We start from the raw sequence: 24,304 nt of genomic DNA, 5'->3' as shown, positions 1-24,304 counted from the left end.
TACAATTTTACCCTTACAAAATTAATATGAATGGATAATTGTTAGTTCCCCTCTCAGTGATAAAATTAATTCATAATTCATAATTATTAAAAAAATTAACTAGTTTCATCATCAATTTTCTTAAAAAATGACAAGACGATCAGAGTAATAATCATATGTTGAAAAATTATTTAATCTGTTTAACTTTGATGTTGATTTTCAATTAAGGATGCTTGCTTTTTCCGTAAAAGGCTTGCTCCTTCCACTAAAATCAACACTGTCTTTTCATAACGTCCATTCAAATTTAGCGTCATCTCCAAAACGGAGTATTTATATCATTATAGGGGGAAGTAAAATGACATCATTTTTTCGAAAGTGGTTACTTACGACAATGGCGACTGGAGCAGTCTTTGTTTTAGTTGCATGCGGTGATGGGAACGACGAAGTAACGGGTAATGACGTGGAGGCAGACAATGGTAATGCAAACAACAACGAAGCCGCGGATGGTGATAGTGCTGATTTAACATTGGATGGCGAAACCTTTGTATACGCTCTTTCTGGAGAATACCGACCGTTCAGTTATGTGAACGAAGACGGTGAGCTAACTGGATTTGACGTGGACATTGGCATGGCTATTGCCGAAGAACTAGGGGTAGAAGGAGAACCTTATCGTATTTCGTTCTCTGGAATTATTCCAGGACTACAAGATGATCGCTACGATGCGATCATTGGAAGCTTAGGTATCACGGAAGAACGGCAAGAAACGGTCGATTTTTCTGATCCATATTATATTTCCGGTGCCCAAGTTTACGTGAGGTCAGATAGTGATATTAGTTCGATTGATGATATCGATGAAAACACCGAAGTCGCCGTATCCTTAGGGTCAACGTACGAAGATATGATCAAGGACTATACGGAAGATGTGTCTACGTATGATTCGGATGTGGTCGCGTTACAAGCATTAGACCAAGGCCGCCACGACGCAGTCGTTACCGATCGATTGATTGGTCTGATTAATATTGAAGAACAAGACCTTGATATTGTGATGGCAGGGGACCTCATTGATGTGGAACATATGGGCATTGCTGTGAAAAAAGGCAATGAAGAATTACTTGAGGCCATTAATAATGCGTTAGAGACGATCAAAGAGGACGGACGATATTTGGAAATTAGCGAGCACTATCTAGATGAAGACATTAGTCAAGAGTAGATACCAATGCCACTCTTTTAGCACCATGATGGATGACAGATGAAAAGAGCTATGCAAATGTGACTGGCGACATTATCTCGCGAAAAAAAGGAAGAAAAAACGAGACTTCCTTGGAAGAACGAGCTAAGGGAGACCGCAAGTATTTAGAATAAAATAGCATCACATGGGCAACAATTTTTTGTCCATGTGATTACTTATTTGAGGTGAAAAATGTGATAGTAGGCAGTGTATTTGATGTCGGAACGTTTATTAGTGAATTACTTCGAACCTACCCGTTTTTTATAAAGGCAGCGATCATTACGATTCAATTGACGGCTGCATCGGTTTTCATTGGTACTGGAATTGGCATTATTTTTGCGTTATTAAAACTATCTCCTATGCGTGTATTTCGAGTGATCGCGAACACCTATATTACGATCATTCGAGGAACTCCCCTCATCGTCCAAATATTTGCGTTGTTTTACGGTTTCTCTCAAATTATTATGCTTTCTGCTTTTTGGTCAGCAGCCCTTGCTTTAGCCGTTCATAATTCCGCATATATTGCGGAAATTTTTCGTGGGGCGATTCAATCGATTGATAAAGGACAGGCGGAAGCTGGTCGATCGCTAGGAATGTCGGAAGGATTAACGATGCGCAGGATCATCATGCCTCAAGCTATGAGACGAGCCGTCCCTCCTTTAGGAAACCAGTTTATCATCGGTTTGAAAGATTCTTCTTTAGCTGCATTTGTGGCCGTAGATGAATTATTTCGAACGGCTCAAGGAATAGCTGCTGGAACTTATAATACGATGGAAACGTACATTATTGTTGCGGTATACTATTTATTGTTAGTCTTGGTTTTCACTGTTATCGTAAATGAAGTAGAGAAACGAATGGCGAAGAGTGAGAAATAGGAGGTCTCTTGTATGAAAGAAATGATACGCGTGGAAAAATTAAATAAATCCTTCGGTGATTTGCACGTTCTAAAGGACATTGATTTAACCGTTAATGAAAGTGATGTCCTTTGTCTTATCGGGGCTAGCGGCTCTGGAAAAAGCACCCTTCTTCGGTGTCTTAATTTCCTCGAAATCAAAGATGATGGCATCGTTGTTTTTGAAGGAGATCAAATCGAACCGAAGACCCATAACTTAAACGAAGTTCGGCAAAAAGTCGGCATGGTGTTTCAGCACTTTAACTTATTCCCCCATAAAACGGTTCTCGAAAATGTCACCGAAGCGCCGTTGATGGTGAAAAAAACAGATAAAGCGACGGCGGAAAAAGAAGGCAAAGCATTGTTAGATAAAGTAGGGTTGGGCGATAAATACGATGTGTACCCATCCAAGTTGTCTGGTGGACAAAAACAGCGAGTCGCTATCGCTCGCGCGTTGGCGATGAAACCAGATATCATGTTGTTCGACGAACCGACATCTGCCCTAGACCCGGAATTAGTTGGCGAAGTGCTCGAAACAATGAAAGACTTGGCAAAGGAAGGCATGACGATGATCATCGTCACCCACGAAATGGGATTTGCGAAAGAAGTAGCCGATTATACGATCTACATGCACGATGGACGGATTGTAGAAAGAGGTTCGTCGAAGGAATTATTCGACAACCCAAAAGAAGAACGAACAAAGGAATTTTTGAGTAAAGTACTGTGATTGGTGGGGAGTGGGTGGTGAATGGGGACGGTTCTCATGCGGAATGCCGCAAGAGAACCGTCCCCATTCCCTTTTCCAAAAGAAAAACCCTTCTATACTATTAGAAGAGTGGAGTACAATTTTTTGAGGATTGAAAAAAATCATATGATGAAACCAAACAGTACTGAATCTACTTATTTTCCGACCAGTTCAACCGAATTTACTGAGTTTTGAATTCGATTCTTTTTTATCTTCTTTAGTAAATTCTTTTTCTGCCTGCTCTTTCTCTCTCATGCGGCCAAAAAAAGATTTCAATTCTTTTTCCAAATACTTTTGCTTCTGTTTTCGTTTAATTTCTACTAAATTGTTGTCATTACACATAATTGTACCTCCTCTATTTTTTTTCGTAATAGTGGTTGGCTAATAAATGCTTGAAAACTACTGATCTATGTAAAGCTCCATAACTATTTTATAATTTATGTAAAAAATTGAACGATCTTCAATATTAAATACCTATTGACTAACCTCCTCCTCATATCATGACATATTTCTACAAAATTTGTATCCTTCAAATATAGCCAAAATATCGTTAAAATCATATGAATACTTCCATTTACACCCCTATCTACATATCGTTATTAATATATTAATAAATGCTTAAATTATATATGGAAGTAGTCATTACTTAGCTAAAGTAATAATATTTGCTCTTATTTTTCTAATAAGTCACTGGGATTGAACCGTGAGAAGTTAGTGAAAAGTCAAATGGGGGTAGTTTCAGAGCGTTGCTTTCAGAGGAAGATGCACTTTATTTATTTCGATGAAACTGTTTCGTTGACTATAGGGACTACAGCAAAGAAGACACAGTGAAATGAACTGGATGAAAGATTAAGCTGCTGGTCCACTTTTCCTGTGGTGAAAGGGAGTTGATTCTGAGAGCATTGTTTTCTAACAATAGACTTATCCACCGTCGCACCCGAATTCTCCACACACTTCATGATGCATGAGAACCGTCCCCATTCGGCACAAAAAAAGCTGCCCCCATTGAGCAAAAGGGGGCAGTATTAAGGGGGGGGAACGAATTAAGGTGGAGCGAAAAAATTATATTACTTGTCCACTCACTAGCTTACTAATAAGTGAAACAAAGTTTTTAAAGAAATGAGTGTGTTGCTGCAACATGAATCATAATCACAAGTTCTTAGTATACGGCAAAACTTGTTGTGCTTGAACTTCCTTCATATCCATCTAGAGAAGTTTGTGCTTGTACTTGATACGTTCCAGTTGCGGTGTTACTACTTGTGGAAACAGTCCACGTCGCAACTCCTGAAGTATTCGTCGTTGCATTATTTGTAATTGTTGAGCCATTTGGACGAGTGATAGTGAATAATACGTCTGCATTAGACAATGCTTGCCCGTTTGCGTCATTCACTTCTGCTGTGACCGTCACGTTCTCTCCTCGATAGTAGTAAGTGTAATTTGTCGAAACATCGGTGACAGTCTGGTAGTTCTCATCTTCCCCATTATCGCCATCATCTTGCTCACCACCGGCTGCTTGAACAGCAGCAAAAGTATCAACAATACCATTTCCATATTGATAAGATCCGCCTGCATCTTGTGCAGTATCACTTAATATATGACGAACTTCTGAGACCGATAAATTGGAATCAACCGCTCTAATCATCCCAGCAACACCAGCGGCATGAGGAGCAGCCATCGATGTTCCAGACAATGTTCGATATTGACCATTCGGATAAGTACTGTAAATATTAGAGCCTGGAGCCATAACCTCTAACCCGTCTCCGTAGTTAGAAAAACCAGACCTTGATTCAGTAGAGGTAACAGAACCTACTGCAATTGCGCCATCATAAGCAGCGGGATAAGAAATTCTTGATGCTCCATCATTACCTGAGGCTGCAACAACGACTGTTCCTGAGCTAATTGCCGTTTCAATCGCATCATTCGTTCCTTGATGGTATCCGCCTCCACCAAGTGACATGTTAATAACATCAGCATTTATATCTGCAGCATATAAAATACCTTGCTGAATTCCAAATGACGAACCACTTCCATCATCACCTAATACTTTGACAGAAACGAGCGTGGCATCTTGCATGACACCGGACACATCACCATAGCTTGCAACAGTTCCGGCAACATGAGTACCATGACCTTGAACATCCTCAGGGGTTCCTCCTACAAAGGTTTCGCCAAGGCTCGTATCTACAAAGTTACTCAAACTTGGATGACTAGAATCAATTCCCGTATCTAATATAGCAACGGTCACATCACTACTCCCTTGGGTAATATCCCATGCTTGTGGAGCATTGATCATTTCATAATGCCATACTTGATTATCGTGCATGGATGTCTCCACTTCACCAGCAGTAGTTACATCTTCAGCCATATTTATTTTGTAGTTTTCTAAAACATAATTAACTTTTAACCCTAAGTTTCTAAGCTCACTTCTAAGCTCCTTTTTTGCTTCGTTAATGGAATCATAGTCTTCCGTAGCGTACTCTACAAGATAAACGTAACCCATTTTCTTCACTGCATGTTGTGAAAATTCATCACTGAAGGCGCCAACAGATTTCCCAGCGGCATTTCTAGCTGGTTCTTCTAATAATGAATCTTTAAAAACAAAACCACTACTTTCTAGATCCTCATTATCCATCAATAAATCCGTGGTGCTAGTCATCTCTTGAATATTAGGGTTGTTCGATTTTCCGTTTTGTTCTACTGATATGATTAATTCGCCTTCAATATATTCCTCGTCATTCACGTCATCACTGGCAAACGTATTTAATGAAAATAGCGATAAGAGTAAAACAATTATCATAAATGATATTCCGAACATCTTTTTCATTATTGAACATCTCCTATAAATTATTTAATATTCTGATAAATTCAAATAAAAAAATAATTGCATCATAACCCACCATAAGGATACGGATTATGATTTCTAGTAAGTTTACAAATGATTCATTATGCTGGCTTCTTTTATTATGAAAAGTGATCTAACTCATTTTAAAAAATAAATGAAATTCTAGAATTCATGAGGCAGGTCAAGAGGTGCAATAGTGCCTGATCTTTCAGCTACCTGATAATTTTCTCCCTCCACCGCAAAAAAATTTGAACTCATTCCAAGGACTAAAACAATTGCAAATATTAATTTCATGTTATATATCTCTCCTTTTCTTGTAGAATTAATTTCATCATACCTACTGACGAAAATGAAATATACATAATATGAGTACTTTCATATTATTCAATTATTTTTTGAAAAAATAGGCTTTTTAAATCCATATATTGGGCATTTCGTGAGGTTGTTTACACACCTCTTTCGTCCACTTCTAAAAGTCCTCTTATTTTTTGTAGCCATTTCCTTATACTGTATAATTAAGAGGAAGAAGGAAAAGTTTTTTAAAGGTAAGGAGTGGGATTGTAAGATGGGTGTAAAAGAATTAGGTCAAGAAATTATCTACCAAAGAAAACGACACAACATGACCCAAAAAGATCTCTGTCAGAATGTTTGTACCCAATCGGCATTGAGTTTAATAGAAAGAGGAATAACGAAACCTAGTCTCGAAATTATTTTCTACCTATCCTTAAAGCTTCAAAAACCGATAAGCCATTTCTTACAATATTTATTAGATGATAACGCAGAATATATCAATAAAACTGTTTTTTTCGTCGAGGATCTCGCCCTTACTCAAAGGTTCGAGGATATCTATCATTTAACGAGAAAAGAGCTAAGCAGCATAAACTCTTCCCCACGTTCATGGTACGAACAATTTCTCAGGTGGATGCTTACGTGTAGCGAATATCGTCTTAACAAAATTAGTCAACGTGAAGCAGTAGGCGACCTAAAAGAGTTACTCAAAGATGATTATGATTTAATTAATCATAAAGATTTTCTTTACTACAAGATTTTAAATTCGATTGCTCTCATACATGGCGAAAACCAAGATCTTTCGTCCGCTCTAATGTATTACAACAAAGCATTGAATAGTAACTTCTACCAAGAATATTCATCTGCTGTGCACCAACCGCAGATTTACCGTTTGAGAATCCTATATAACAAAGCGAAAACGTTATATGATCTTGAAAAATACGATGAAGCTGTTTGCACCCTTAAAGAAGGAATCGAACAGTCCAAAATAAACGAAAACATATCGATGCTCGGCCAATTTTATTACTATTTAGGACAAACCTATGAAAAACAAAACAAAGACTCGGCTTTCATCAAAGAAGCATATGAATCCGCCGAGTTTATCTTCCGCTTCCTAGACAAAGACCTCTACCTCGACATTCTCTATGAACTAAAAGGCCAGTATTTCAAGAAGGAGTGGTGAAGTGGGTGGTGAATGGGGACGGTTCTCGTGCGGCAATCAGGTCCATTTTTAGTGCAGGTTAATTGGAAAATGAGGCTTATACGATACTTACTGGTTCTTTCCCCCACATCTTAAGAATTAACGTGACCGCTTCTCAAATTCAACCAACATTCTTACTCAGCTTCATGACATAAATAAACTTTTTAAAGCATTGGATATAAGTATTCCACTGCTTTTTTCAGTTTAATGGAATATTCTTTCAAAAAATATATTATTTTGAAAGGGTTTTCTTATATAGGCTTCGAATAGTACACAGAGGTGTTTTTTTGATTATTTTAAATATTGCGAACTTGTTGTGCGGAAAGGAGGCTTATCTTCATTTTTCAAAAATAAAAATAATGCAAGGAGATGAAAATGTGAAGAAAAGAATCTCATTGGTTTCTATGACTTTTATTCTATTGTTAGCATTTGCCTATCAAACAGTTGGACTAACCGATTCTTCATTCGAAGAAGTGATTGGCGATCCATTGGTTCCTGGAACGATTTCGATTGGTACATTGCCTGAAAATCCAGAAGAAGATAAACCTGTCATTGTTTTTGTCCAAGGCTTAACGAATAATTCTACAACATGGTACCAAGACAACGATATGTACACGTTAGCTCAAGAAGAGGGTTATGAAACTGCTTTTGTTGAGCTGTACGATTCAGGCGGTTCACCGAAAAGCTACTGGGATAATGGAGAAATGCTCGCCAATCAATTAGAGGACATTTCCGAATATTTCAACGGCAAAAAACTTGTTATTGTTGGATACAGCAAAGGGGGAGTGGATGCGCAAGTAGCTTTAATTTATGAAGGCAAACATCCTTTAGTATCTGACGTCGTAACGATAGGATCACCACATCATGGCAGTGAGTTAGCTGATTTGGCAAACAGCACTTCCTTAGGTTGGTTAGCTAATTTGATCGGTCAAAACAGCGAAGGAACCCAAAGTTTACAAACAGGTGTGATGAACCATTTCAGAGCGGAAACAGATAGCAGATGGGAAACGCAGCAAAACAATTATTATACGATCGCCGGAACACGTGCTGGCCCTCTTTTTAGCAGCTACTGGTGGGGTGGAACGGTCATTCCAGGGGAAAGTGATGGTGTCGTTAGTTTAGAAAGTACTCACCTCCCTTACGGAAACATGCTTGCTATTCGCAACTGGAATCACGGAGAAGTCCATAAAGGTTCCAACGCTTTACCCATTTTTAAAGATCACTTATCAACCTCTGAACCGATGGAAAATGTAGCGTATGATCACATGTTCGAAGCATCAAATGAAGAAGATTTAGACCTACTCGTTCGCGGGGGGGCGCAATTTGGATCGGCCGAAGAAAGCTTTTTTGTGGAAAACGAAGTGGAGAAAATCACCGTTAATTGGATGAGTGCAACAGAACTAGATAAGGTGGAAATAACGAAACCAGGAACGAAAGAAACCGTTATGCATGATGTAGAAGGCGAACCTGATACAGAGTATTTTGCCGGGGCGTGGCATCATACCATTGAAATCGATAACCCTAAAAACGGAGAGTGGAAAATCCGTACACATACAGAGGAAGAATCTGCGTATGGACTTATCGTGAACTTTGACTCAAAACTTAATAATCAGATGAGTTTTGTTGAGGATCGAGATAAGAAAAACTGGAAATATGAAACAGATTTTGCAGCAGCAAATAGCAACCGAAACCTCCCGTTTGAAATGTTTTATGAAATAGACTTCGTTCCTAGCAAAGGAACTGCAAACAGACAGATTGGTCATAAGATACGAGACTACAAACAAAGTCAAAAACAAAATGAAAATAACAGAGTAACCATTCCAGAACGTGGCGAAGGTTCATATAACGCAACGATTGACATTGAAGGCGTCACCCCCTCTGGTGATAAATTCCAAAGAACCATCATTAAGTCCATCTACATCGACGATCAAGGCGAAGCATATTAAGTTCGAGGTGGGGAAATGGGTGATGAATGGGGACGGTTCCCATGCGGCAATTCGGTCCATTGAATGGGGAGAACTGGACCATTGTCCGCCCTCCCCATTTTCTCCACATCCCATTGCAACCTAATCCGCTCTAGTACCCAATTAGCTCTCGATTTCTAACCACCCATCACCTTTCTAAGCTCTATATATCAGATTACTAGACACACCCAATATTCTTGCTACCTGTCGTTTTGATATGCCTTTCACTTCTTTCACTTTCCGCAACAATTCATCTCTTTCTCCCTTAGCCAAACTCTTCACTTGGGCTATCTCATATTTACCAAGAAACTTTCGAATTTCAATCCGCGCCTCTTCATCCGACATTCTTCGCCTCACATAAATATCCTCACCCAAACATTCTTCCTTATTTTTTTGTTCATTAAATTCCATAAACCTTGTTTTTGCCACACGAAAATCATCAGAAAATAGAGACAAAATAACACCCAAATCTGACATCCCACTTGAACGATTAGTTTTCCCGTAGTACTCCAGACAACTGCTCCAACGCCAGTTTATCGCTCGATCAACTATTCCAGCTTTCACCGGATTTTGATGAATATATCTAATGACAGTCAGCAAATATCTGACATTTTCAACACATTCACTTTTGAAGCGATCCTGAAAAAGGTGCCCGGATGTCCTATACTTCCAGTTATAATAAGCAACATAACTAACAGCCAGACGCTTCATTGTAGTAGAAATCTCCTCATCCCCTTCTTTTAAAAGAAGATGAACATGGTTATTCATTAAACACCAAGCAAACACTCCCATTCCCGACTTCTCCTTGCAACGAGCCATCGTCTCAAGGAACTTCTCACAGTCACCATCATCATGAAAGATCTCCTGTCTATTCGCACCTCTCAACATAATGTGGTATATCCCATTGCGGCTTTTCACCCTTGCTTTACGCGGCATAGCTATCCCCCCTGCTATCGTTATTGTTCATTAAAGCTAATGATTAAGACGTGCCATTAGTTTTGAAAAACAAAGAGGAAGGTAAGGTATGACCAAAGGATATTTGTCGGCACTCAACTTTGGCATTATGAAGGTAGAAAAGCATCTAAGATAGTTAGGTTTCAAAAAAGAAGAATGACTTTCGTTGTCGTTGCAGTTAGTAAGGCGAGGCGATCGACTCTTGAAGTTCGATGTCAGGTAATGAATAAAACGGTTGAAGTGCACTAAGAATACTGGAATTCTGAGTGAAAGAATTGCATCTATCTCTGAAAAAGAACAAACAAGTCCCTTATCCTTAGGTATTATTGCTATAGAATGAAAGTTTTTTAAAAGATGTGCGTTCAATTCAAGGAGAAATGTAAATCATTTAGTATACGGAGTATTTCTTAAGAGTATCGTATTCGTGGAAAAATAAGTGAATGTCACTAAAGCTATCATATACTTTTTAGAAAACTTTTTCAAATGACAAGCGGGTGACGAATGGGGACGGTTCCCGTGCGGCATTACCGCATGAGAACCGTCCCCATTTGTCCATTCCTCACACTATGCTCTGTCACACCATGGTAGATTGTCTATACCCCCTACCTGGTTTTGCAGTTTTATTTCTAGCTCTCTACAATTGTCTTTTGAACATATGACCCATTGGACAGAAATACGTTCTCTATTGTCTTGAATATCTCTACCATGTTTTTTGCCGGCAGTGGAATCCCCTCGCCAATATTGTTGCATTCTCCATCGAATACCTTCTTTCCTAGTCGCTTTGCCAACTTTCATCAACTTTCCATTTAAATAAAGCTTGTACACGCCAGTCCTTCTAGGTGCAGACTTTGTAGCTTCTTCTAAACTCATCCTTACTCCAACATTACTTAAAACAGCATTAGCAATTGACTTAAATAAACTCATTAAATATCCCCCTAAAACACGACTGCCAACATTTATTGTATATACCTATTTCATTATACCTACACGAAAGAGGAAAACATATATATAAAATATACATTTTAAAAATATATACAATAGTCCTGAAAAAATAAGTAGTTTGTGGGGGGGGTTGGAAAAATGACTTAGGCTCTCTCGAACATTATCTTTCTGAGATGAATTGGGAGATTTCTCTTTTTGATGTTCCGTTAAATTATAATTTTTACGAAGCATCTAGTCAGGGAGGAAGCTACGATATGAGAAATATTCTCGGCGGTTCTCTTGTTGAGAGTCACCCTGAACATGCCGTAACATTTGTAGAAAATCATGATACTCAACCTGGTGAATCACTAGAATCTTGGGTTGGTGATTGGTTTAAGCCTCATGCTTATGCAACCATTCTTACACGTGAAGGTGGATACCCATCGGTTTTCTATGGCGATTATTATGGGATAGAAAACGATAATATTAGCCCGAAAAAAGAGATGATCGACAAGATGCTCGAAGTGAGACAAGACTATGCTTATGGCACACAACACGACTACTTCGATCATTGGGATATTGTTGGGTGGACACGAGAGAGAACGTCTTCTCATTCTAATTCTGGGATGGCAACGATTATGTCTAACGGACCAGGCGGTTCTAAATGGATGTATGTCGGCTCCCAGCATAGTGGTGAAACGTGGACAGATACAATGGGGAATTCCACTGCTTCCGTAACTATTAATAATGACGGATGGGGTGAATTCCATACAGATGGAGGCGCTGTTTCAATATATATTAATCAATAACTAAAACAAACAAGAGTCACCTAGGCATAAGGTGACTCTTGTTTGTTGATTAGTGGGGACGGTTCTCGTGCGGCAATGCCGCATGAGAACCGTCCCCATTCATCGTCCCCACCTCTTCACCTAATCATTTTGCCGAGGTGTTTTACGGTTGGTGTTAAGTTCATAAAGAAATACGTTTCACGAAGTCTTCGGGCGTCGGCACTGTTTTTCAAATAACCGGCTCCGCCTGCATGAAGCATCGCAGTGTTAACTGCTTCCAGAGTGACATAAGCAGCATCTTTTCTTATCGGTAGGAGGTCTTCCCATTTCACATCTGCCGATGAATGTTGAAAGATGTTCCCTAATGCTTCCTCAATCGGCTTTAGTTTTCCGACCAAATCCTCTGGTTGAACTGGCAAATATTGATTGCAGCCATTTTGTTTGTTCTCATGCTTTTTCATTGATGAGATTGCTGCTTGCGTGACACCGAAACCTAGAGGAATTTGATAAGCAACAAAGTAGGGACGGATTTGCTTAACAAATGTATCCGCATCTTCTGAAAGTATTTGCTCATCCGGAATAAATACATCTTCAAAGCAACACGCGTAAGTTGCGCTCCCGTTCAATCCAAGATAAGATACTTTTTCCTTGAGCGACAGCCGTTCCTGTTCACAAGATATTAGCGCCATCACGCGCTGGTCATCTTCCGTTGCCGCAATGACACCGAACCAGTGCCCATCGCCTAAATTGGACACTGCAGGCAACACGCCAGATAAAAGGTATCCACCCTCTGTTTTCCTAGCTTTCAAGTGCAATTTTTCCAGACCCGCGTAATATTTCATCGGATTCGACAACCCCGTTCCACCTAACACTTCCCCACTCTCTAGTTTTGGTAAAAGGCGCTGTTGCAACGCTTTATTCGGAGTATGACGGAGGTAAGTGAGAGCCGCCAAATGACACCACAAATTGAATCCGGTTGTCATACAGTATTTCGATGTTTGTTTCACTACTTCGATCTCACCGGCTGCTGTCTCTTTCAGCGTTTTCCCTTCAGAAGAAAGGTAACCCGCTTCACCAATCGCCTGTAACACTTCTTTTGGATAGTACGCTTGCTCATCAATCTGCCTAACGATCGGTTTCAACTTTTCTTTTAAAATATCATTTAGTGGTTTCACTTTACTTTTAAGCACTCCTTCACTTCCCTCCTGTCATGCAAAACAATTGTTGCCTTACTTTTTGTTTGAAGAAAGCTGCGTAATCGAATCGATCGGTGCTTTCACCGCTTCGCGAGCTCGAACGACAGCATCGTCATCTGGTGCATCATAGAAACATAGACATTTACTCATATCTTCACACACATACGTGCGAGAGAAAGACACTTCAGGAACTTCAGCATAATGAACCGAATTGTTTTTCTTACGCTCCAAATATTGATCCATCGTTAAATTCTCCGGTAAGTTCCACTCCACTAAATAGTTGATCTTTTCCTTCTGCTTTTTCGCATCTTCTAACTCTTGCCCAACAATGCGAACCTCTTTCGTTAATGTAACTGGCACTCCTAACGTATCCAATGACCCTTTCAACGCCTCTTCATTCTCTGATTCAAAAATAAAGAATGCTCGTGAGAAATCACTTGCTACCTGCACTTCGATTAATTCGTTTTTTCCAACCTGTGTTTGTAATTGTTCAACCTTCGCCTCAAAAGCTGATTGCTCTTTTATATTTTCGTTTAACGTTGACTCGACTAGAAAAAGTCCCATATGAATCACTCCTGTTTTAATATTTTGGTTATGTGAGTTATTTTATTATACTTAGTTAAATAAATCAACTCACTTGGTTTTTTGTATCTTACTGGGTTATACTAATATGAGAATATATTTCCATAAGGAGTTTTGATTGAAATGAAAGAAAGATATAAACTTCCCTGCAACATCGCTCAAACTTTAAATATTGTCGGCGACCGATGGACGTTGCTGATTCTTCATGACATCCTCATCGGTAATACGACATTTAACGAACTAAAGAAAAACCTTGAAGGTATTTCTGCCAATATTCTGTCTGACCGATTGAAACATTTAGAAGAGGCCGGATTAGTAGAATCATCTGTCTACACGAAACATCCCCCTCGCTATCAATACACGTTAACGAAAAGCGGTCGTGAGCTGGAACCAGTTTTTGATGCACTCCTCATTTGGGGTCGTCACAATTTGGATTATTGCTACAAAAAACTCGTCCATACGGAATGTGATCATGAGGTCGAGTTGCAATATTACTGCCCGTCTTGCGAAAAAATCGTAGACAAATCAGAAACAGAAACGATCCCTGTAGAAAAACGAAAAGTCAGTCTATAATTCTATCTTTGGTTCTCCCGTAGAAATGTTTCTACGGGATTTTTTCCATCAAGAACTTTGCACACCCCACTGTTTTCCAACCCATTTTTCAAATAAGCCAATTGATTTATCTAAGAGAAGTCCTAATATTCCAATGAAGAATATTCCGGCCAATACTAAGTCAAGATCCAATGCATTTCTCGAATCAACGATCAAGTAACCAAGACCTGATTGGGCACCGATCATTTCCCCTGCAACTAAGAAGATCCAAGCTGTTCCAACCGCAATATGAAGACCATTTGCAATGTAAGGAAACGCTGCTGGAAAAATAATTTTAAAGAGAAGCGACGTCTGTCCAATTTCGAGGTTTTCAGCCAGCTTCAAATACGTTTTATCAATTTTTTTCACAGCAGAGACCGTCGAAAGCAACACAGGGAAAAAAGCAGCAATAAAAATGATCACAATCGCTGGCATATTTCCGATACCGAACCAAAGCACAATAAATGGTGCCCAAGCAACTGGTGCAACCGGTCGCAGAACTTGCACAATGGGATCAATGACTTTCCATAATTTTTGCGTGCGCCCGAGAAATAATCCTAACGGGATCGCCACAGAAACCGCAATCAGGTACCCTACGAAAAATCGAAATAAACTTACCCTTACATGTTCCGCTAACGTCCCGTCTTGGATGAGTGAAATAATTCCGTGAAACACCATTAATGGCGACGGAAGAAGGGCTTCTGGGTAATCACCGATAAAAATAACGAACTGCCAAACGCCAATAACGAGAATAAAAGCTATCGAAAAATACATGAGTGTTGTTAAGTATTTCATTCGTATCACATCTCTTCTTCTTCAAAGTAAGATTGATCAATAAATTCATCATATTCTGGTGGCACATCGGAAAGCTGCATGTCAATCAGTCGCTGACGTAAATGTTCATATTCGTTTTCACCGATAGACAAGTCATCATAAGTAATCCAACCTAGCGACAGTTCCAATACTTTTTCATCTACACTGAGATAATTTTGATGGGCGGCTAGTGACTCTTCCGTCATATCTCCTGCCCTTGCTCCCGCTTCTAAGTATCCGGCAATAAACTCTTCCGTAAGTTCTGGAGCATTTTCCATGAAATCATCGCGTAAGACGAGGGCACAGCATAAACAACTGTCTGGGCAAAACTGATTTGATTGGTAAAGCACATGACCGGCTTCCAACGTCACTCCGAGTGCACCGAACGGTTCCGCGACAATATAGCTTGAAATTCTGCCTTCCGATAGTGCTGCGGGCATTTCCGGTGGAGGCATTTCTACAACGTTCACATCCTCATATTCCATACCTTCTCGTTCAAGCATTTCATCAAGAAGCAAATTATGAGCAGAAAGCGTGTGCGGAATCGCAACCGTTTCGCCTTTTAAGTCTGCAACTTCTTCTACATCATTTGCGACAACAACCGCGTTTCCTTCACGGTGGCCAAGAGCAACAGCACTAAGGCCAATCCCCCGCTCTTTCGCTTTCATTGCTAATTCGAATAACACGGATGCGCCATCAATTCTTCCGGCATTCAGCGCATCCATTAGCTCAACCCAACTTCCAAATCGAACGAGTTCCACTTTCGCGTTGTCGAATAATTCGTCTTCAAATTCTTTCGCAAAATAAAGCGGAGCCGCATGGGTTATTGGCAAATGACCGATACGAATGACGTCATCTTCTCCTGGAGAAGGTCTGCCACATGAGGATAAAAAGATGGAACTGACGAGCAAATAACGCCCTAACTTATGTGACACTTTCACTTGAATCCTCCTCCTTTCATCGTGTTGTGTGATAAGACATGCTAAATATTAAAATCTAAATCGTCTAATTTTTGGCTAAAGTTGAATTCGTCTAATATCCACTTTCGGTAGTACTGAAAATCACTGTGAGCACGATCTCGTGGTTTTGGTAGTTCAACAGATATTTTTTTTCGGATCACACCTGGGTTTGCATCCATAATAAAAATGCGGTCGGAAAGGTAAACTGCTTCATCAATATCGTGCGTCACCAAAATGATGTTTGTTCCTTCTTGTTGTTTGATCCGTAGTAGCTCATCTTGTAAGTAATACCTGTTGAACGTATCGAGCGCCGCAAACGGTTCATCCATTAATATCAGTTCCGGACGAATCGATAACGCCCTTGCAATCGCCACTCGTTGCTGCATCCCTCCGGATAGTTGAGATGGAAATTGATGCAAACTGTCTTCTAACCCGACGAGTTTAAGGTAAGTTATCGCTCGATCTCGACTTTCTTCTTTGGACAAACCTTCTGGTTCCAAGGCAAGTTCGACATTTTTTAATACAGTTCGCCATGGGAGCAATGCATAAAATTGAAACAGCATAATCGCTCTCCGAGACGGTTTTGTTACCTGTTTCCCATCAAAATGTAACTGTCCTCTTGTTGGCTGGTCGAATCCTCCAATTAAATTTAGCAGCGTGCTTTTACCACAACCACTTTTTCCTAAAATCGAGATAAACTCTCCTTCTTGTACGTCAAAATCGATGCCACTAAGAACTTTCTCTTGTTTTCCATTTTTCGCGAATTCTTTATCAACGCCTCTTAATTCAACTAAGTTCTTCGTTGTCAAAGTTTTTTCCATCGTACACCTCCAGCACGCCACACGAGTCCGTCCGTGCCGAACAGGGACGGTTCTCATGCCTCATTCATTGTGTTTTTATTTAGTTTAAAAGTTTATAATTAATAATTCCAATCTGTTTACTTTGTTTTAATCATTTTATTATACTTAGTTGAAAAAAACAACCTTAATAATAAATTATTTTCTGAAATTTCCGCTATCCTTTTCTTGGAAATCTATTAAATATGAGAATAGTTGCAAGGGTAATAAGGTGAAGGTGAATGAACGAAAGAGAACATGACAATAACATTCTTATATTCATTTTTGCAATGGTTCCCCCTCCTGAATGGTATATAAGTCGTAAATTAGACAAGGGTTTATTTGAGAAACAATTGGTACTCTCGGTTGCTAACAATGTTAAAGAAATAATAAGACACCAAAACCTTATGCGAACAAGCATGAAACTCTCTATTCCCTTCGACATTTTGATGCAAGAAACATGACGCTCGAATACCGTCTTCATGTTTCAATGCCGAACGAGAACCGTCCCCATTCCCCACCCATTCCCGATTCGTATACTTCCGTATACTTACGCAAGCTTGATCTTTTTTATAAGATATTAACAAGTATATGGAGGTGGTTTCATTGGTAAGGATTTTTTAGTATTCACTTCATGAGTTTTAATTTTTAATGGCTAGGCTTGACAGACATAAAGATTAGGTTAGGAAATACACCCTTACCTTTCCTAACCTTGCAAGATCTATGATTTTATTAATACGAGGAGTGAAAAATGATGAAATGGCTGATGCCCTTATTCATAAGTGTTATTTTATTAACCGGTTGTGGTTCGTTTACATTTTCTGACGATGATGATGGCGAAGTGAGCATCAATCTTTTTGGATTATTTAGCGGCGACACAGATGATGCCATCACCGTCACGGATAAAGATGGCGCAGAGCAGTCGATAGGTTTTAAACAAGACGATGATGGTTCCATTGAAGTATCTGGGACTAGTGACGACGGTGAGGAAACATTTTCATTCGGAGCTGGTGCCTCATCTGAGTTACACGAGGAGTTCCCTAAAGAAATCCCCTTTCCAGATAGCGCTCAAATCGTCGGGACCCAACGAGTAGCAGATGAGAACGAAGTGATGTTTACCGTACAGTTTATTTTTGAAGAAGACGCAGCAGAAGTTTATGAGGTTTATAAAGATTTCGTTCATGGTCAAAATTACGATGACGTTCAAGAAATGGAGACAGATGTAAACTTTAGTGTTCAAGGTGCGATGGAAGATAAAAGCAAGTCTATTTCGCTTTCAGTTACGAACTATGCCGAAGATGAAGAAAATATGGCTGTATTAATCGTCATAAATGACTAAGTCAGGTAATATTGATAAGTAATTTAACATCCATTTCCATTATATCCCACGTTTTCTGCGTGGGTTTTTCTTTTGTGAGTTTGACACGTATATTATGTAACTGTATATTCATAGTAGTAATGTAATAATCATAATATTCAGTTAAATATAACTCTAACTAAATAAATGCAATTAAATCAGTCATTATTTTCTAAAACAATCTGTATTTCCAACAATAATATTCTGGAAAAATATAGTAAATATAGATGAATATCAACAGAAGATGAAATACCTAGACCTATCATATATTCACTTCCACAGTAATTAATGATAAACAACATTGTATAGATTAATCCTATTATTTCGATTCACGAATGGTCTATGAGAACCGTCCCTGTTCGGCACTCATTCGGCTGGCCTGTTCGGCACTGTTGGCACACACCTCATTTTCAGGAAAGCGGTGATGGAACACGATGCATAAGCACCAACTTAATCAGAATGACACACGAGAACCGTCCCCATTCGGCACTTCATCCACCACTTTCGGCATGATTGGTAGGGATGAGGAGGTGAGGATGTACGAGGAGTTTCTTGCTAAGGATCAGTGGAGGGTAATGAATATTTATGGGCAAGGGGGCATTGGAAAAACGTATTTGCTTCATGTGTTGGAACAGCGTTCATTAAATAATGGGGACATTTTTATTCGAATGGATAGTTTGGATTTCACTCATACGCCTCATGACTTTGTTGCGCATATGAATCTAATCATTGGATCGTACATCGAGCCAATTAAGGATGCGAATCCGACTATCTATGAATTAAAAGCAAAACTTGCTTCGTTAGTGTTGTCGTCCCGCGTGATTATCGCCATCGACAATTACGATAAAATGGCTGAGATCGATCGCTGGTTTCGGCAGTTTTTCTTGATGCACATCGATCCTGCGGTGAAAGTAGTGATCACGGGTCGGCATCAGCTCCGAGGTGAATGGGCTGAATCACCTATTTGGGCAGCACAAATGACATCTACTCCTCTTCGATTTTTTAAAAAAGAAGAAATAGCTCAGTTTCTCAAACAGAAAAATATTGAAGAGGAAAGCACCATCATTTCGTTGAGCGATTTCACAGAAGGACACCCTTTAGCCCTCGCCCTGGCAACCTTATCTGTCAAAGAAGAAGTGGGGTCGGACGAATACTCGAGCGAAAATAATATTCAACATGTGTTGTTAGCGTTAACGAAGCGTTGGCTTGAAGAAGTGACAGAAGAGGATATTCTCGAATTGATTGAAGCCGCGGCTATGGTCAAGCAGTTTAATCAGCATTCCTTATCCGTAGTAATTGGTCGCGACGTTTCCTATAAACGGTTCATCGAACTAACAAACCTGTCGTTTGTGCAGAAACTTCAGAATCACTGGAGTTTTCACGAATTGGTTCAAGACGCTATCAAAGTAGATTTATTGCAACGCTCTCCAGACAAATATAATCGTTTGAAAAATAAAGTCGTTAGTTACTATAAGAAACGTCTTATCCAAACGAGGAATCCAGATGATATTGCGATGTTCTTCTATCATATCGGCGATGAACTCATCCAGTCCGTCTTTTTTCATTCTAAACCGACGACGAATCGAAAGTTTTATATGGAAGTCGTGGATGACTATAACTTTGATGATGTGATTCGTTTTTTTGAAAAAAAGAAGTATGATGTTGGGGTCAGTAAAGCGCAGTTTTATAATCGTGTATCAAATCAGACGTTCCGTTTTTTTGCATCGTTTGAACATAACAAAAAAGAGCTAGAGTTTATCGGTCCTGATTACATTAAGAAGATGGGGCTCGACTCCACCAAATTACTTCGTGATTATTCAGGGAAAATTCACGCCATGTCTGTTGTTGTCCCGGTCCATAAAGGAACGATCGACGCATTAAGTAACGAACCTGTATCCCGAGCTTATTTTAAACAGTTATCCAAAACGGATTGGCAGCAGTTAAACTGTCCGAAAGAAAAAACGAAGGCCTATTTTATTCGCTTGTTGGATTATGTGGATGCGACCGATAAAGATACGCGTATCGCGGTCATGTACGACTTACTCCCCCTCTTGTTAACCGGGGCAAAAATTATCGTTTCATCTCCGCTCCCTTTTTTTCAAGCGTTAGTGAAGAGTTTCGGTTTCACGGAAATTTCAGCAGCCCAGCATGATGATTACGGTAAGGATAGTATTTCGCGTACGTATGAACTCGACTTAGCTCCGGACCGTTTGGCTGAGTATATGAGCAGCCTTTCTGAGGACTTAACAGAATCGAATCAATATAAGATCGTGTCTGACTACTTACAGTTAACAGAGCGAGAAGCTGAAATCTTAAAGCTAATCATCGAAGGTCATACGAACAACACCATCGCAAAACAGCTGTTCGTCGCCGAAATCACCGTCAAAAAACATATTTCAAGGATTTTCGCAAAAGCAGAGGTGAAAAATCGCGCTCAATTAGTGAAAAAAGTCATGGAACAATTTCAATAAGAGAATACAAGAAGAACTCCTTTCATCAACGGAAAAGAGTTCTTTTAGTTTGAATTTAGACAGATTGCTCGCTTTTTTCTAATTTCAATATATTGTATTTTCCGATAAGCGGTAATGGCTTTTCCTGCCCTTTTGCCGCGTTCATGATTCCCATGATCATAATAATCATAAAAAACACCCATGCAGCAAAATATAGTAGTCCTCCGAGTAATAACCCTACTAACGCACCCAATACCGGGATGTTGCCAAGTATAAATGTTGCAACGCTAGAAATAATAAACAGTCCCGTAAACCCGATAACCCCAAAGATTAACAATACAAGTCCTTGATTCGTATGGTATTGCGCAAACCGAGATTCTTTCGCCGCAAGTAACGGAATGAGAACGAGAATTCCTAAATAAGCCAGGACCGCCATCAATTTATTATCCTCCGCATCACTGGCACTTGATTTCACTGCTGAACTCACATCTTCTGCCATGAATATAACCTCCTTTTCTACTATTATCTAACTATTCTTACAAATTAACTTTAGCATAAGCCGCTCCCGTCCAAATAGTATACGTAAGTATACTTTTGAAGAACGTGGGTGGGGAACGGGTGGGGAACGGGGACGGTTCTTGTTCGGCAAACCCCAACTAATTGTCGCTGGTCGTGATCACTCGAGGGGCAAGAATTTTTCTCCTTTTGATCGGATGGACACTCATCTTTACCTGGATAATTGTAATGGAACCAGCAATTCGTTTGTTTATAGCAATTGAAAAGAGTGAACAATCATAAAAAGTGTTTAAAGATCACCTATTTTTTTATTTGCTCCCTGTTGTTGTGACCGCCTTTTCCTAAAATCAGCTCACAACTGGCTCAAGACGCTCCTTCTTGTGACCGTCTTTCACCAAAATCGACTCGCAACGGGCTCAAGCGGGCTGCTCTTGTGACCGTCTTTCATCAAAATCAACTCGTAACGGTCACTCTTAATTATAGATAAACGTGAATGCACCCACTTTTTATTGAAATTCAATATAAGGAACACTCGTACAGGATGGAACACTCCCTTCAAAAAGCAAAAGAAAAAGGTATTGTCATGTTAAGAACTGGATTGGATTGTTTAGTTCAGTTGGTCGAAACCCTAGAAGACCTGAGTCGAATCATTGATAGAGGAACATATAAACTTGAGACTTGGATATCTAGTTTGAAACAAAATGCAGAATACGAGAAGCCTGTCAGAAGAAGTTCTATAAGATATAAGTCATCAGGGAAACAACAACACCCTATAAATAATAAGAATGAAGAGTTTGTTCTCGCCGCTCCTTAAACATCTTTAGAAGAGTTTGATCCAGACCAATTCACCCAACGACCTAAATGGAAATAGACACTTCATTTAAAGATGCAATTGGAAGGACGAAACCTATAAAAAGTCAGTCCATAGCTAACAATAAGCTAACCACCTACTAAATACGGGTGGTTAGCTTATTTGATAATTATCGCCACTTGCTTCTATATAAAACGGGTTCATGATTATGATCTTAATTAAAAGGACGGGACTTCTTACCTCCCAAAAGGAAGCACGAGAACCGTCCCCATGCTTCCCCTAAACCAACACAACTTTCTTTTCGTTGGAATTAACAAGCAACGCATAGACTTTTATACGATTTGGAATCAGAGGGTGGTTCTTTATGATGTTTTTACTTTGAATTATTTGGTTTTCAACGCTCTCTTCTTTTCCACTTAACCAATAGTATAAATCTTTTCCTATAGGTTGTTTTAAATATTCCAAAGTCTTTATCGTTTTTTCTGTAATTCCATCTTCATTCATTTGCGTTAAGATTTGTTCTTTCTCTAATTTAGCATATTTGGCAAACTGTTCTCCGATAATATAAACTTCATCTACATTGTCTTGGTAAACACTAAGAATAATATTTCGAATGATACTATCAAAAGGCTGAGAAATGACGTTTCCATAACTTTTAATTTGTAAAACTTGTTCTTTCATTATGTTCAATTCATCTAACACAAATTCCTCTAGGTCATTGCTAACACAAGTCACAAATAATTTTTTTGCTTTCTGAACCCCATTCTCACTCTCCATTAGTTGCATGATGACATTCTCCTTTAAAAGAATTTTATAATACTAAGCCATGGTCTATCAGTGGAACTCACACAAGAGTCTTTTCCCCCTTCAGACTAAACAATCCATGCTGCAAGTTGATATAAAATTGGGATTCCAAAGATTAAATTAAAAGGAAATGTGATCCCCAATGCTAAACCAAGATAAATTGAAGGATTCGCATCAGGAACGCTTGTCTTCAGTGCCGCTGGTGCAGCAATATAAGAAGCACTAGCTGCTAAAATCCCCATTAACGCCACTCCTCCTAATGAAAGTCCAGAAGCATAACCGACAAAGATGCCTAATACACCATAGACAAGTGGTATACAAACAGCAAATACAATTAATTTAACACCATGTTTTTTGATCAAATCTAATCGTTCTCCAGCCATAATCCCCATATTTAAAAGAAATAACATCAGGATGCTATTGTACAAATCCATAAAGAGTGGTTGCACAATGGGAAGTCCCTCTTTTCCAACTATTAAGCCAATGAACAAACTTCCCAAAAGCAGCAGGACACTTTTTCCAAAGAAGCTTTCTTTTAATACATCTATATTTATCTTTGGAAACGAAGGGCCGGCAACGATTCCTGCTACTTCATGCTTTGGAACGAGGGGTTGTTTTTTACTTTTCTTAATCATTCCAAAAATGATTAAAGCAACAAGGATTCCTGGAATTTCCATTAATACAACCATTGCATTCATGAAACTTTCGTAACTTGTACCCTGATTCTCTAGAAACGTAAGTGCTGCACCATATGTGACAATGCTTACCGATCCATAAGTTGCAGCTAATCCAATAGCATTATTTATATCAATTTTTATTGTTAAGCGTAGGATAATTAACGTAAGGATCGGAGTAATCACACCTATAAATAACGTCCCTAATATCGGGTGGATGACGGTTTCTAGAGAATAATTAGAGAGTTCAATCCCTCCTTTCATCCCAATTGCCACAAGTAAATAAATGCTTAAGGCTTCACTTAAGGCTGAAGGGAATTTCAAATCTGATTTAAAAATCGCCGCTATTAGTCCTAATACAAAGAATAATACAACTGGAGAAAGCAAATTTTGTATCATGATATCGAACATATCTACTACTCCTCTTTTTTATTAATTTCCTAGAATATAAAAAAACCGACACGATATAGAAGGATGTGATTTGCACCTTCCAATCATTGTCGGTTTATCATTAACTCACCTTTTAAGAGGTGTTTTAATTAATCTACCAGATTAAGTTGTAACAGTTTTGTCTCAAGGTTTTCTTTTAACATAAAGATAATGACTCGGTCTCCATAATGACACTAGTATCCTTTCAGATTCTGGGAAACTTTACTTGAAACAGGAAAGCTAATTTTCACATTATCAATACATATCATTAATAATATGCTAATTTATTTTAGTTTCAAGTGTTTAAACTATTCGGATATTATTAGGTTGTTTAATTAAATATAATATATAAAATTAGAACAATTCTGTCAACATAAATAAAATGACTCCTCCTTTGACCAAGACTAAGTAGCCACTCTACATCGAAGGAAGCATAAGAGCCATCCCCATGCTTCTAGCGGTGCAGTTCAAAGCCTTTTCCCAA

General features: G+C 39.1%; 22 protein-coding genes and 1 pseudogene. 10 read left to right on the top strand and 13 right to left on the bottom strand.

What is annotated here, in order from left to right:
- The first annotated feature begins 334 nt into the window (after nt 1-334).
- The 3 genes from QDN89_RS13810 to QDN89_RS13800 all read left to right on the top strand — a co-directional run bounded on the left by QDN89_RS13810 (nt 335) and on the right by QDN89_RS13800 (nt 2,826).
- Nucleotides 335-1,189, top strand: a complete 855-nt coding sequence (locus tag QDN89_RS13810; protein ID WP_280770734.1) for a transporter substrate-binding domain-containing protein — start codon at nt 335-337, stop codon at nt 1,187-1,189.
- A 212-nt stretch (nt 1,190-1,401) separates the two neighbouring features.
- Nucleotides 1,402-2,082 carry an amino acid ABC transporter permease gene (locus tag QDN89_RS13805; protein ID WP_425335404.1) on the top strand — a complete coding sequence of 227 codons (681 nt, stop codon included), beginning with the start codon at nt 1,402-1,404 and terminating at the stop codon, nt 2,080-2,082.
- A 12-nt stretch (nt 2,083-2,094) separates the two neighbouring features.
- A complete protein-coding gene (locus QDN89_RS13800) occupies nt 2,095-2,826 on the top strand; it encodes an amino acid ABC transporter ATP-binding protein (protein ID WP_425335403.1) in 732 nt (243 codons plus the stop codon).
- Nucleotides 2,827-3,015: 189 nt separating this feature from the next.
- On the opposite strand, the gene QDN89_RS13795 is transcribed toward QDN89_RS13800, so the two are convergent.
- From QDN89_RS13795 to QDN89_RS13785, 3 genes are all read right to left on the bottom strand, one after another.
- A complete protein-coding gene (locus tag QDN89_RS13795; RefSeq protein WP_280770733.1) occupies nt 3,016-3,186 on the bottom strand; it encodes a hypothetical protein in 171 nt (56 codons plus the stop codon).
- A gap of 817 nt (nt 3,187-4,003) precedes the next feature.
- A complete protein-coding gene (locus QDN89_RS13790) occupies nt 4,004-5,668 on the bottom strand; it encodes a S8 family serine peptidase (protein WP_280770732.1) in 1,665 nt (554 codons plus the stop codon).
- A gap of 180 nt (nt 5,669-5,848) precedes the next feature.
- Nucleotides 5,849-5,980, bottom strand: coding sequence for a hypothetical protein (locus QDN89_RS13785; protein WP_280770731.1), 132 nt, complete (start codon nt 5,978-5,980; stop codon nt 5,849-5,851).
- Between the two features lie 271 nt (nt 5,981-6,251).
- On the opposite strand from QDN89_RS13785, the gene QDN89_RS13780 reads away from it, so the two are divergent.
- Both QDN89_RS13780 and QDN89_RS13775 read left to right on the top strand, forming a co-directional pair.
- Nucleotides 6,252-7,157, top strand: a complete 906-nt coding sequence (locus QDN89_RS13780) for a helix-turn-helix domain-containing protein (protein ID WP_280770730.1) — start codon at nt 6,252-6,254, stop codon at nt 7,155-7,157.
- 395 nt (nt 7,158-7,552) lie between these two features.
- Nucleotides 7,553-9,121 (top strand): esterase/lipase family protein, encoded by a 1,569-nt coding sequence (locus tag QDN89_RS13775; RefSeq protein WP_280770729.1) that lies wholly within the window; start codon nt 7,553-7,555, stop codon nt 9,119-9,121.
- A 174-nt stretch (nt 9,122-9,295) separates the two neighbouring features.
- Here the strand turns inward: QDN89_RS13775 and QDN89_RS13770 are convergent, their stop codons facing one another.
- Both QDN89_RS13770 and QDN89_RS13765 read right to left on the bottom strand, forming a co-directional pair.
- Nucleotides 9,296-10,075, bottom strand: a complete 780-nt coding sequence (locus QDN89_RS13770; RefSeq protein ID WP_280770728.1) for an REP-associated tyrosine transposase — start codon at nt 10,073-10,075, stop codon at nt 9,296-9,298.
- A 582-nt stretch (nt 10,076-10,657) separates the two neighbouring features.
- On the bottom strand, nt 10,658-11,017 hold the full coding sequence (locus QDN89_RS13765; protein WP_280770727.1) for a hypothetical protein: 360 nt from the start codon (nt 11,015-11,017) through the stop codon (nt 10,658-10,660).
- Between the two features lie 149 nt (nt 11,018-11,166).
- On the opposite strand from QDN89_RS13765, the pseudogene QDN89_RS13760 reads away from it, so the two are divergent.
- Nucleotides 11,167-11,823 (top strand): annotated as a pseudogene (locus tag QDN89_RS13760) (alpha-amylase domain-containing protein); the annotation flags it as partial.
- Between the two features lie 116 nt (nt 11,824-11,939).
- Here the strand turns inward: QDN89_RS13760 and QDN89_RS13755 are convergent.
- Complete coding sequence (locus QDN89_RS13755; RefSeq protein ID WP_280770725.1) at nt 11,940-12,992, bottom strand: acyl-CoA dehydrogenase family protein; 1,053 nt, start codon at nt 12,990-12,992, stop codon at nt 11,940-11,942.
- Nucleotides 12,993-13,031: 39 nt separating this feature from the next.
- The gene (locus QDN89_RS13750; protein ID WP_280770724.1) at nt 13,032-13,562 is read right to left on the bottom strand and encodes a DUF4242 domain-containing protein; all 531 of its coding nucleotides are present in this window, start codon (nt 13,560-13,562) and stop codon (nt 13,032-13,034) included.
- Between the two features lie 141 nt (nt 13,563-13,703).
- Here QDN89_RS13750 and QDN89_RS13745 point away from each other — a divergent pair, with 141 nt between their 5' ends.
- Nucleotides 13,704-14,153 (top strand): winged helix-turn-helix transcriptional regulator, encoded by a 450-nt coding sequence (locus QDN89_RS13745; RefSeq protein WP_280770723.1) that lies wholly within the window; start codon nt 13,704-13,706, stop codon nt 14,151-14,153.
- A 48-nt stretch (nt 14,154-14,201) separates the two neighbouring features.
- Here QDN89_RS13745 and QDN89_RS13740 read toward each other — a convergent pair whose 3' ends face one another.
- From QDN89_RS13740 to QDN89_RS13730, 3 genes are read right to left on the bottom strand one after another with little or no spacing between them, the layout of a single operon-like run.
- The gene (locus tag QDN89_RS13740; protein ID WP_280770722.1) at nt 14,202-14,966 is read right to left on the bottom strand and encodes an ABC transporter permease; all 765 of its coding nucleotides are present in this window, start codon (nt 14,964-14,966) and stop codon (nt 14,202-14,204) included.
- A 5-nt stretch (nt 14,967-14,971) separates the two neighbouring features.
- The gene (locus QDN89_RS13735; RefSeq protein WP_280770721.1) at nt 14,972-15,925 is read right to left on the bottom strand and encodes an ABC transporter substrate-binding protein; all 954 of its coding nucleotides are present in this window, start codon (nt 15,923-15,925) and stop codon (nt 14,972-14,974) included.
- A gap of 41 nt (nt 15,926-15,966) precedes the next feature.
- Complete coding sequence (locus tag QDN89_RS13730) at nt 15,967-16,764, bottom strand: ABC transporter ATP-binding protein (protein ID WP_280770720.1); 798 nt, start codon at nt 16,762-16,764, stop codon at nt 15,967-15,969.
- A 769-nt stretch (nt 16,765-17,533) separates the two neighbouring features.
- On the opposite strand from QDN89_RS13730, the gene QDN89_RS13725 reads away from it, so the two are divergent.
- Complete coding sequence (locus tag QDN89_RS13725; RefSeq protein WP_280770719.1) at nt 17,534-18,118, top strand: hypothetical protein; 585 nt, start codon at nt 17,534-17,536, stop codon at nt 18,116-18,118.
- A 554-nt stretch (nt 18,119-18,672) separates the two neighbouring features.
- Entirely contained in the window at nt 18,673-20,607 is a 1,935-nt protein-coding gene (locus QDN89_RS13720; RefSeq protein ID WP_280770718.1) for a LuxR C-terminal-related transcriptional regulator, read from the top strand.
- A 55-nt stretch (nt 20,608-20,662) separates the two neighbouring features.
- Here QDN89_RS13720 and QDN89_RS13715 read toward each other — a convergent pair whose 3' ends face one another.
- A complete protein-coding gene (locus QDN89_RS13715) occupies nt 20,663-21,085 on the bottom strand; it encodes a magnetosome magnetite crystal formation protein family (RefSeq protein WP_280770717.1) in 423 nt (140 codons plus the stop codon).
- Between the two features lie 558 nt (nt 21,086-21,643).
- On the opposite strand from QDN89_RS13715, the gene QDN89_RS13710 reads away from it, so the two are divergent.
- Nucleotides 21,644-21,916, top strand: coding sequence for a hypothetical protein (locus QDN89_RS13710; protein ID WP_280770716.1), 273 nt, complete (start codon nt 21,644-21,646; stop codon nt 21,914-21,916).
- Nucleotides 21,917-22,192: 276 nt separating this feature from the next.
- On the opposite strand, the gene QDN89_RS13705 is transcribed toward QDN89_RS13710, so the two are convergent.
- Entirely contained in the window at nt 22,193-22,699 is a 507-nt protein-coding gene (locus QDN89_RS13705) for a carbonic anhydrase (RefSeq protein ID WP_280770715.1), read from the bottom strand.
- Between the two features lie 86 nt (nt 22,700-22,785).
- The gene (locus tag QDN89_RS13700) at nt 22,786-23,802 is read right to left on the bottom strand and encodes a sodium-dependent bicarbonate transport family permease (protein WP_280770714.1); all 1,017 of its coding nucleotides are present in this window, start codon (nt 23,800-23,802) and stop codon (nt 22,786-22,788) included.
- Nucleotides 23,803-24,304 lie beyond the last annotated feature (502 nt).

The sequence above is a fragment of the Salipaludibacillus daqingensis genome, from assembly GCF_029891575.1.
Classification (GTDB): Bacteria; Bacillota; Bacilli; order Bacillales; family Salisediminibacteriaceae; genus Salipaludibacillus; species Salipaludibacillus daqingensis.
The sequence above is the reverse complement of the archived record's forward strand: the minus strand, read 5'-3'. Positions and strand labels throughout refer to the sequence as shown.

Coding starts and splice junctions, on each gene's coding strand:
- QDN89_RS13810 (WP_280770734.1), top strand. CDS start 335: ATGACATCATTTTTTCGAAAGTGGTTACTTACGACAATGGCGACTGGA.
- QDN89_RS13800 (WP_425335403.1), top strand. CDS start 2,095: ATGAAAGAAATGATACGCGTGGAAAAATTAAATAAATCCTTCGGTGAT.
- QDN89_RS13795 (WP_280770733.1), bottom strand. CDS start 3,186: ATGTGTAATGACAACAATTTAGTAGAAATTAAACGAAAACAGAAGCAA.
- QDN89_RS13790 (WP_280770732.1), bottom strand. CDS start 5,668: ATGAAAAAGATGTTCGGAATATCATTTATGATAATTGTTTTACTCTTA.
- QDN89_RS13785 (WP_280770731.1), bottom strand. CDS start 5,980: ATGAAATTAATATTTGCAATTGTTTTAGTCCTTGGAATGAGTTCAAAT.
- QDN89_RS13780 (WP_280770730.1), top strand. CDS start 6,252: ATGGGTGTAAAAGAATTAGGTCAAGAAATTATCTACCAAAGAAAACGA.
- QDN89_RS13770 (WP_280770728.1), bottom strand. CDS start 10,075: ATGCCGCGTAAAGCAAGGGTGAAAAGCCGCAATGGGATATACCACATT.
- QDN89_RS13765 (WP_280770727.1), bottom strand. CDS start 11,017: ATGAGTTTATTTAAGTCAATTGCTAATGCTGTTTTAAGTAATGTTGGA.
- QDN89_RS13750 (WP_280770724.1), bottom strand. CDS start 13,562: ATGGGACTTTTTCTAGTCGAGTCAACGTTAAACGAAAATATAAAAGAG.
- QDN89_RS13745 (WP_280770723.1), top strand. CDS start 13,704: ATGAAAGAAAGATATAAACTTCCCTGCAACATCGCTCAAACTTTAAAT.
- QDN89_RS13740 (WP_280770722.1), bottom strand. CDS start 14,966: ATGAAATACTTAACAACACTCATGTATTTTTCGATAGCTTTTATTCTC.
- QDN89_RS13730 (WP_280770720.1), bottom strand. CDS start 16,764: ATGGAAAAAACTTTGACAACGAAGAACTTAGTTGAATTAAGAGGCGTT.
- QDN89_RS13725 (WP_280770719.1), top strand. CDS start 17,534: ATGAAATGGCTGATGCCCTTATTCATAAGTGTTATTTTATTAACCGGT.
- QDN89_RS13720 (WP_280770718.1), top strand. CDS start 18,673: ATGTACGAGGAGTTTCTTGCTAAGGATCAGTGGAGGGTAATGAATATT.
- QDN89_RS13715 (WP_280770717.1), bottom strand. CDS start 21,085: ATGGCAGAAGATGTGAGTTCAGCAGTGAAATCAAGTGCCAGTGATGCG.
- QDN89_RS13710 (WP_280770716.1), top strand. CDS start 21,644: ATGGAACACTCCCTTCAAAAAGCAAAAGAAAAAGGTATTGTCATGTTA.
- QDN89_RS13705 (WP_280770715.1), bottom strand. CDS start 22,699: ATGCAACTAATGGAGAGTGAGAATGGGGTTCAGAAAGCAAAAAAATTA.
- QDN89_RS13700 (WP_280770714.1), bottom strand. CDS start 23,802: ATGTTCGATATCATGATACAAAATTTGCTTTCTCCAGTTGTATTATTC.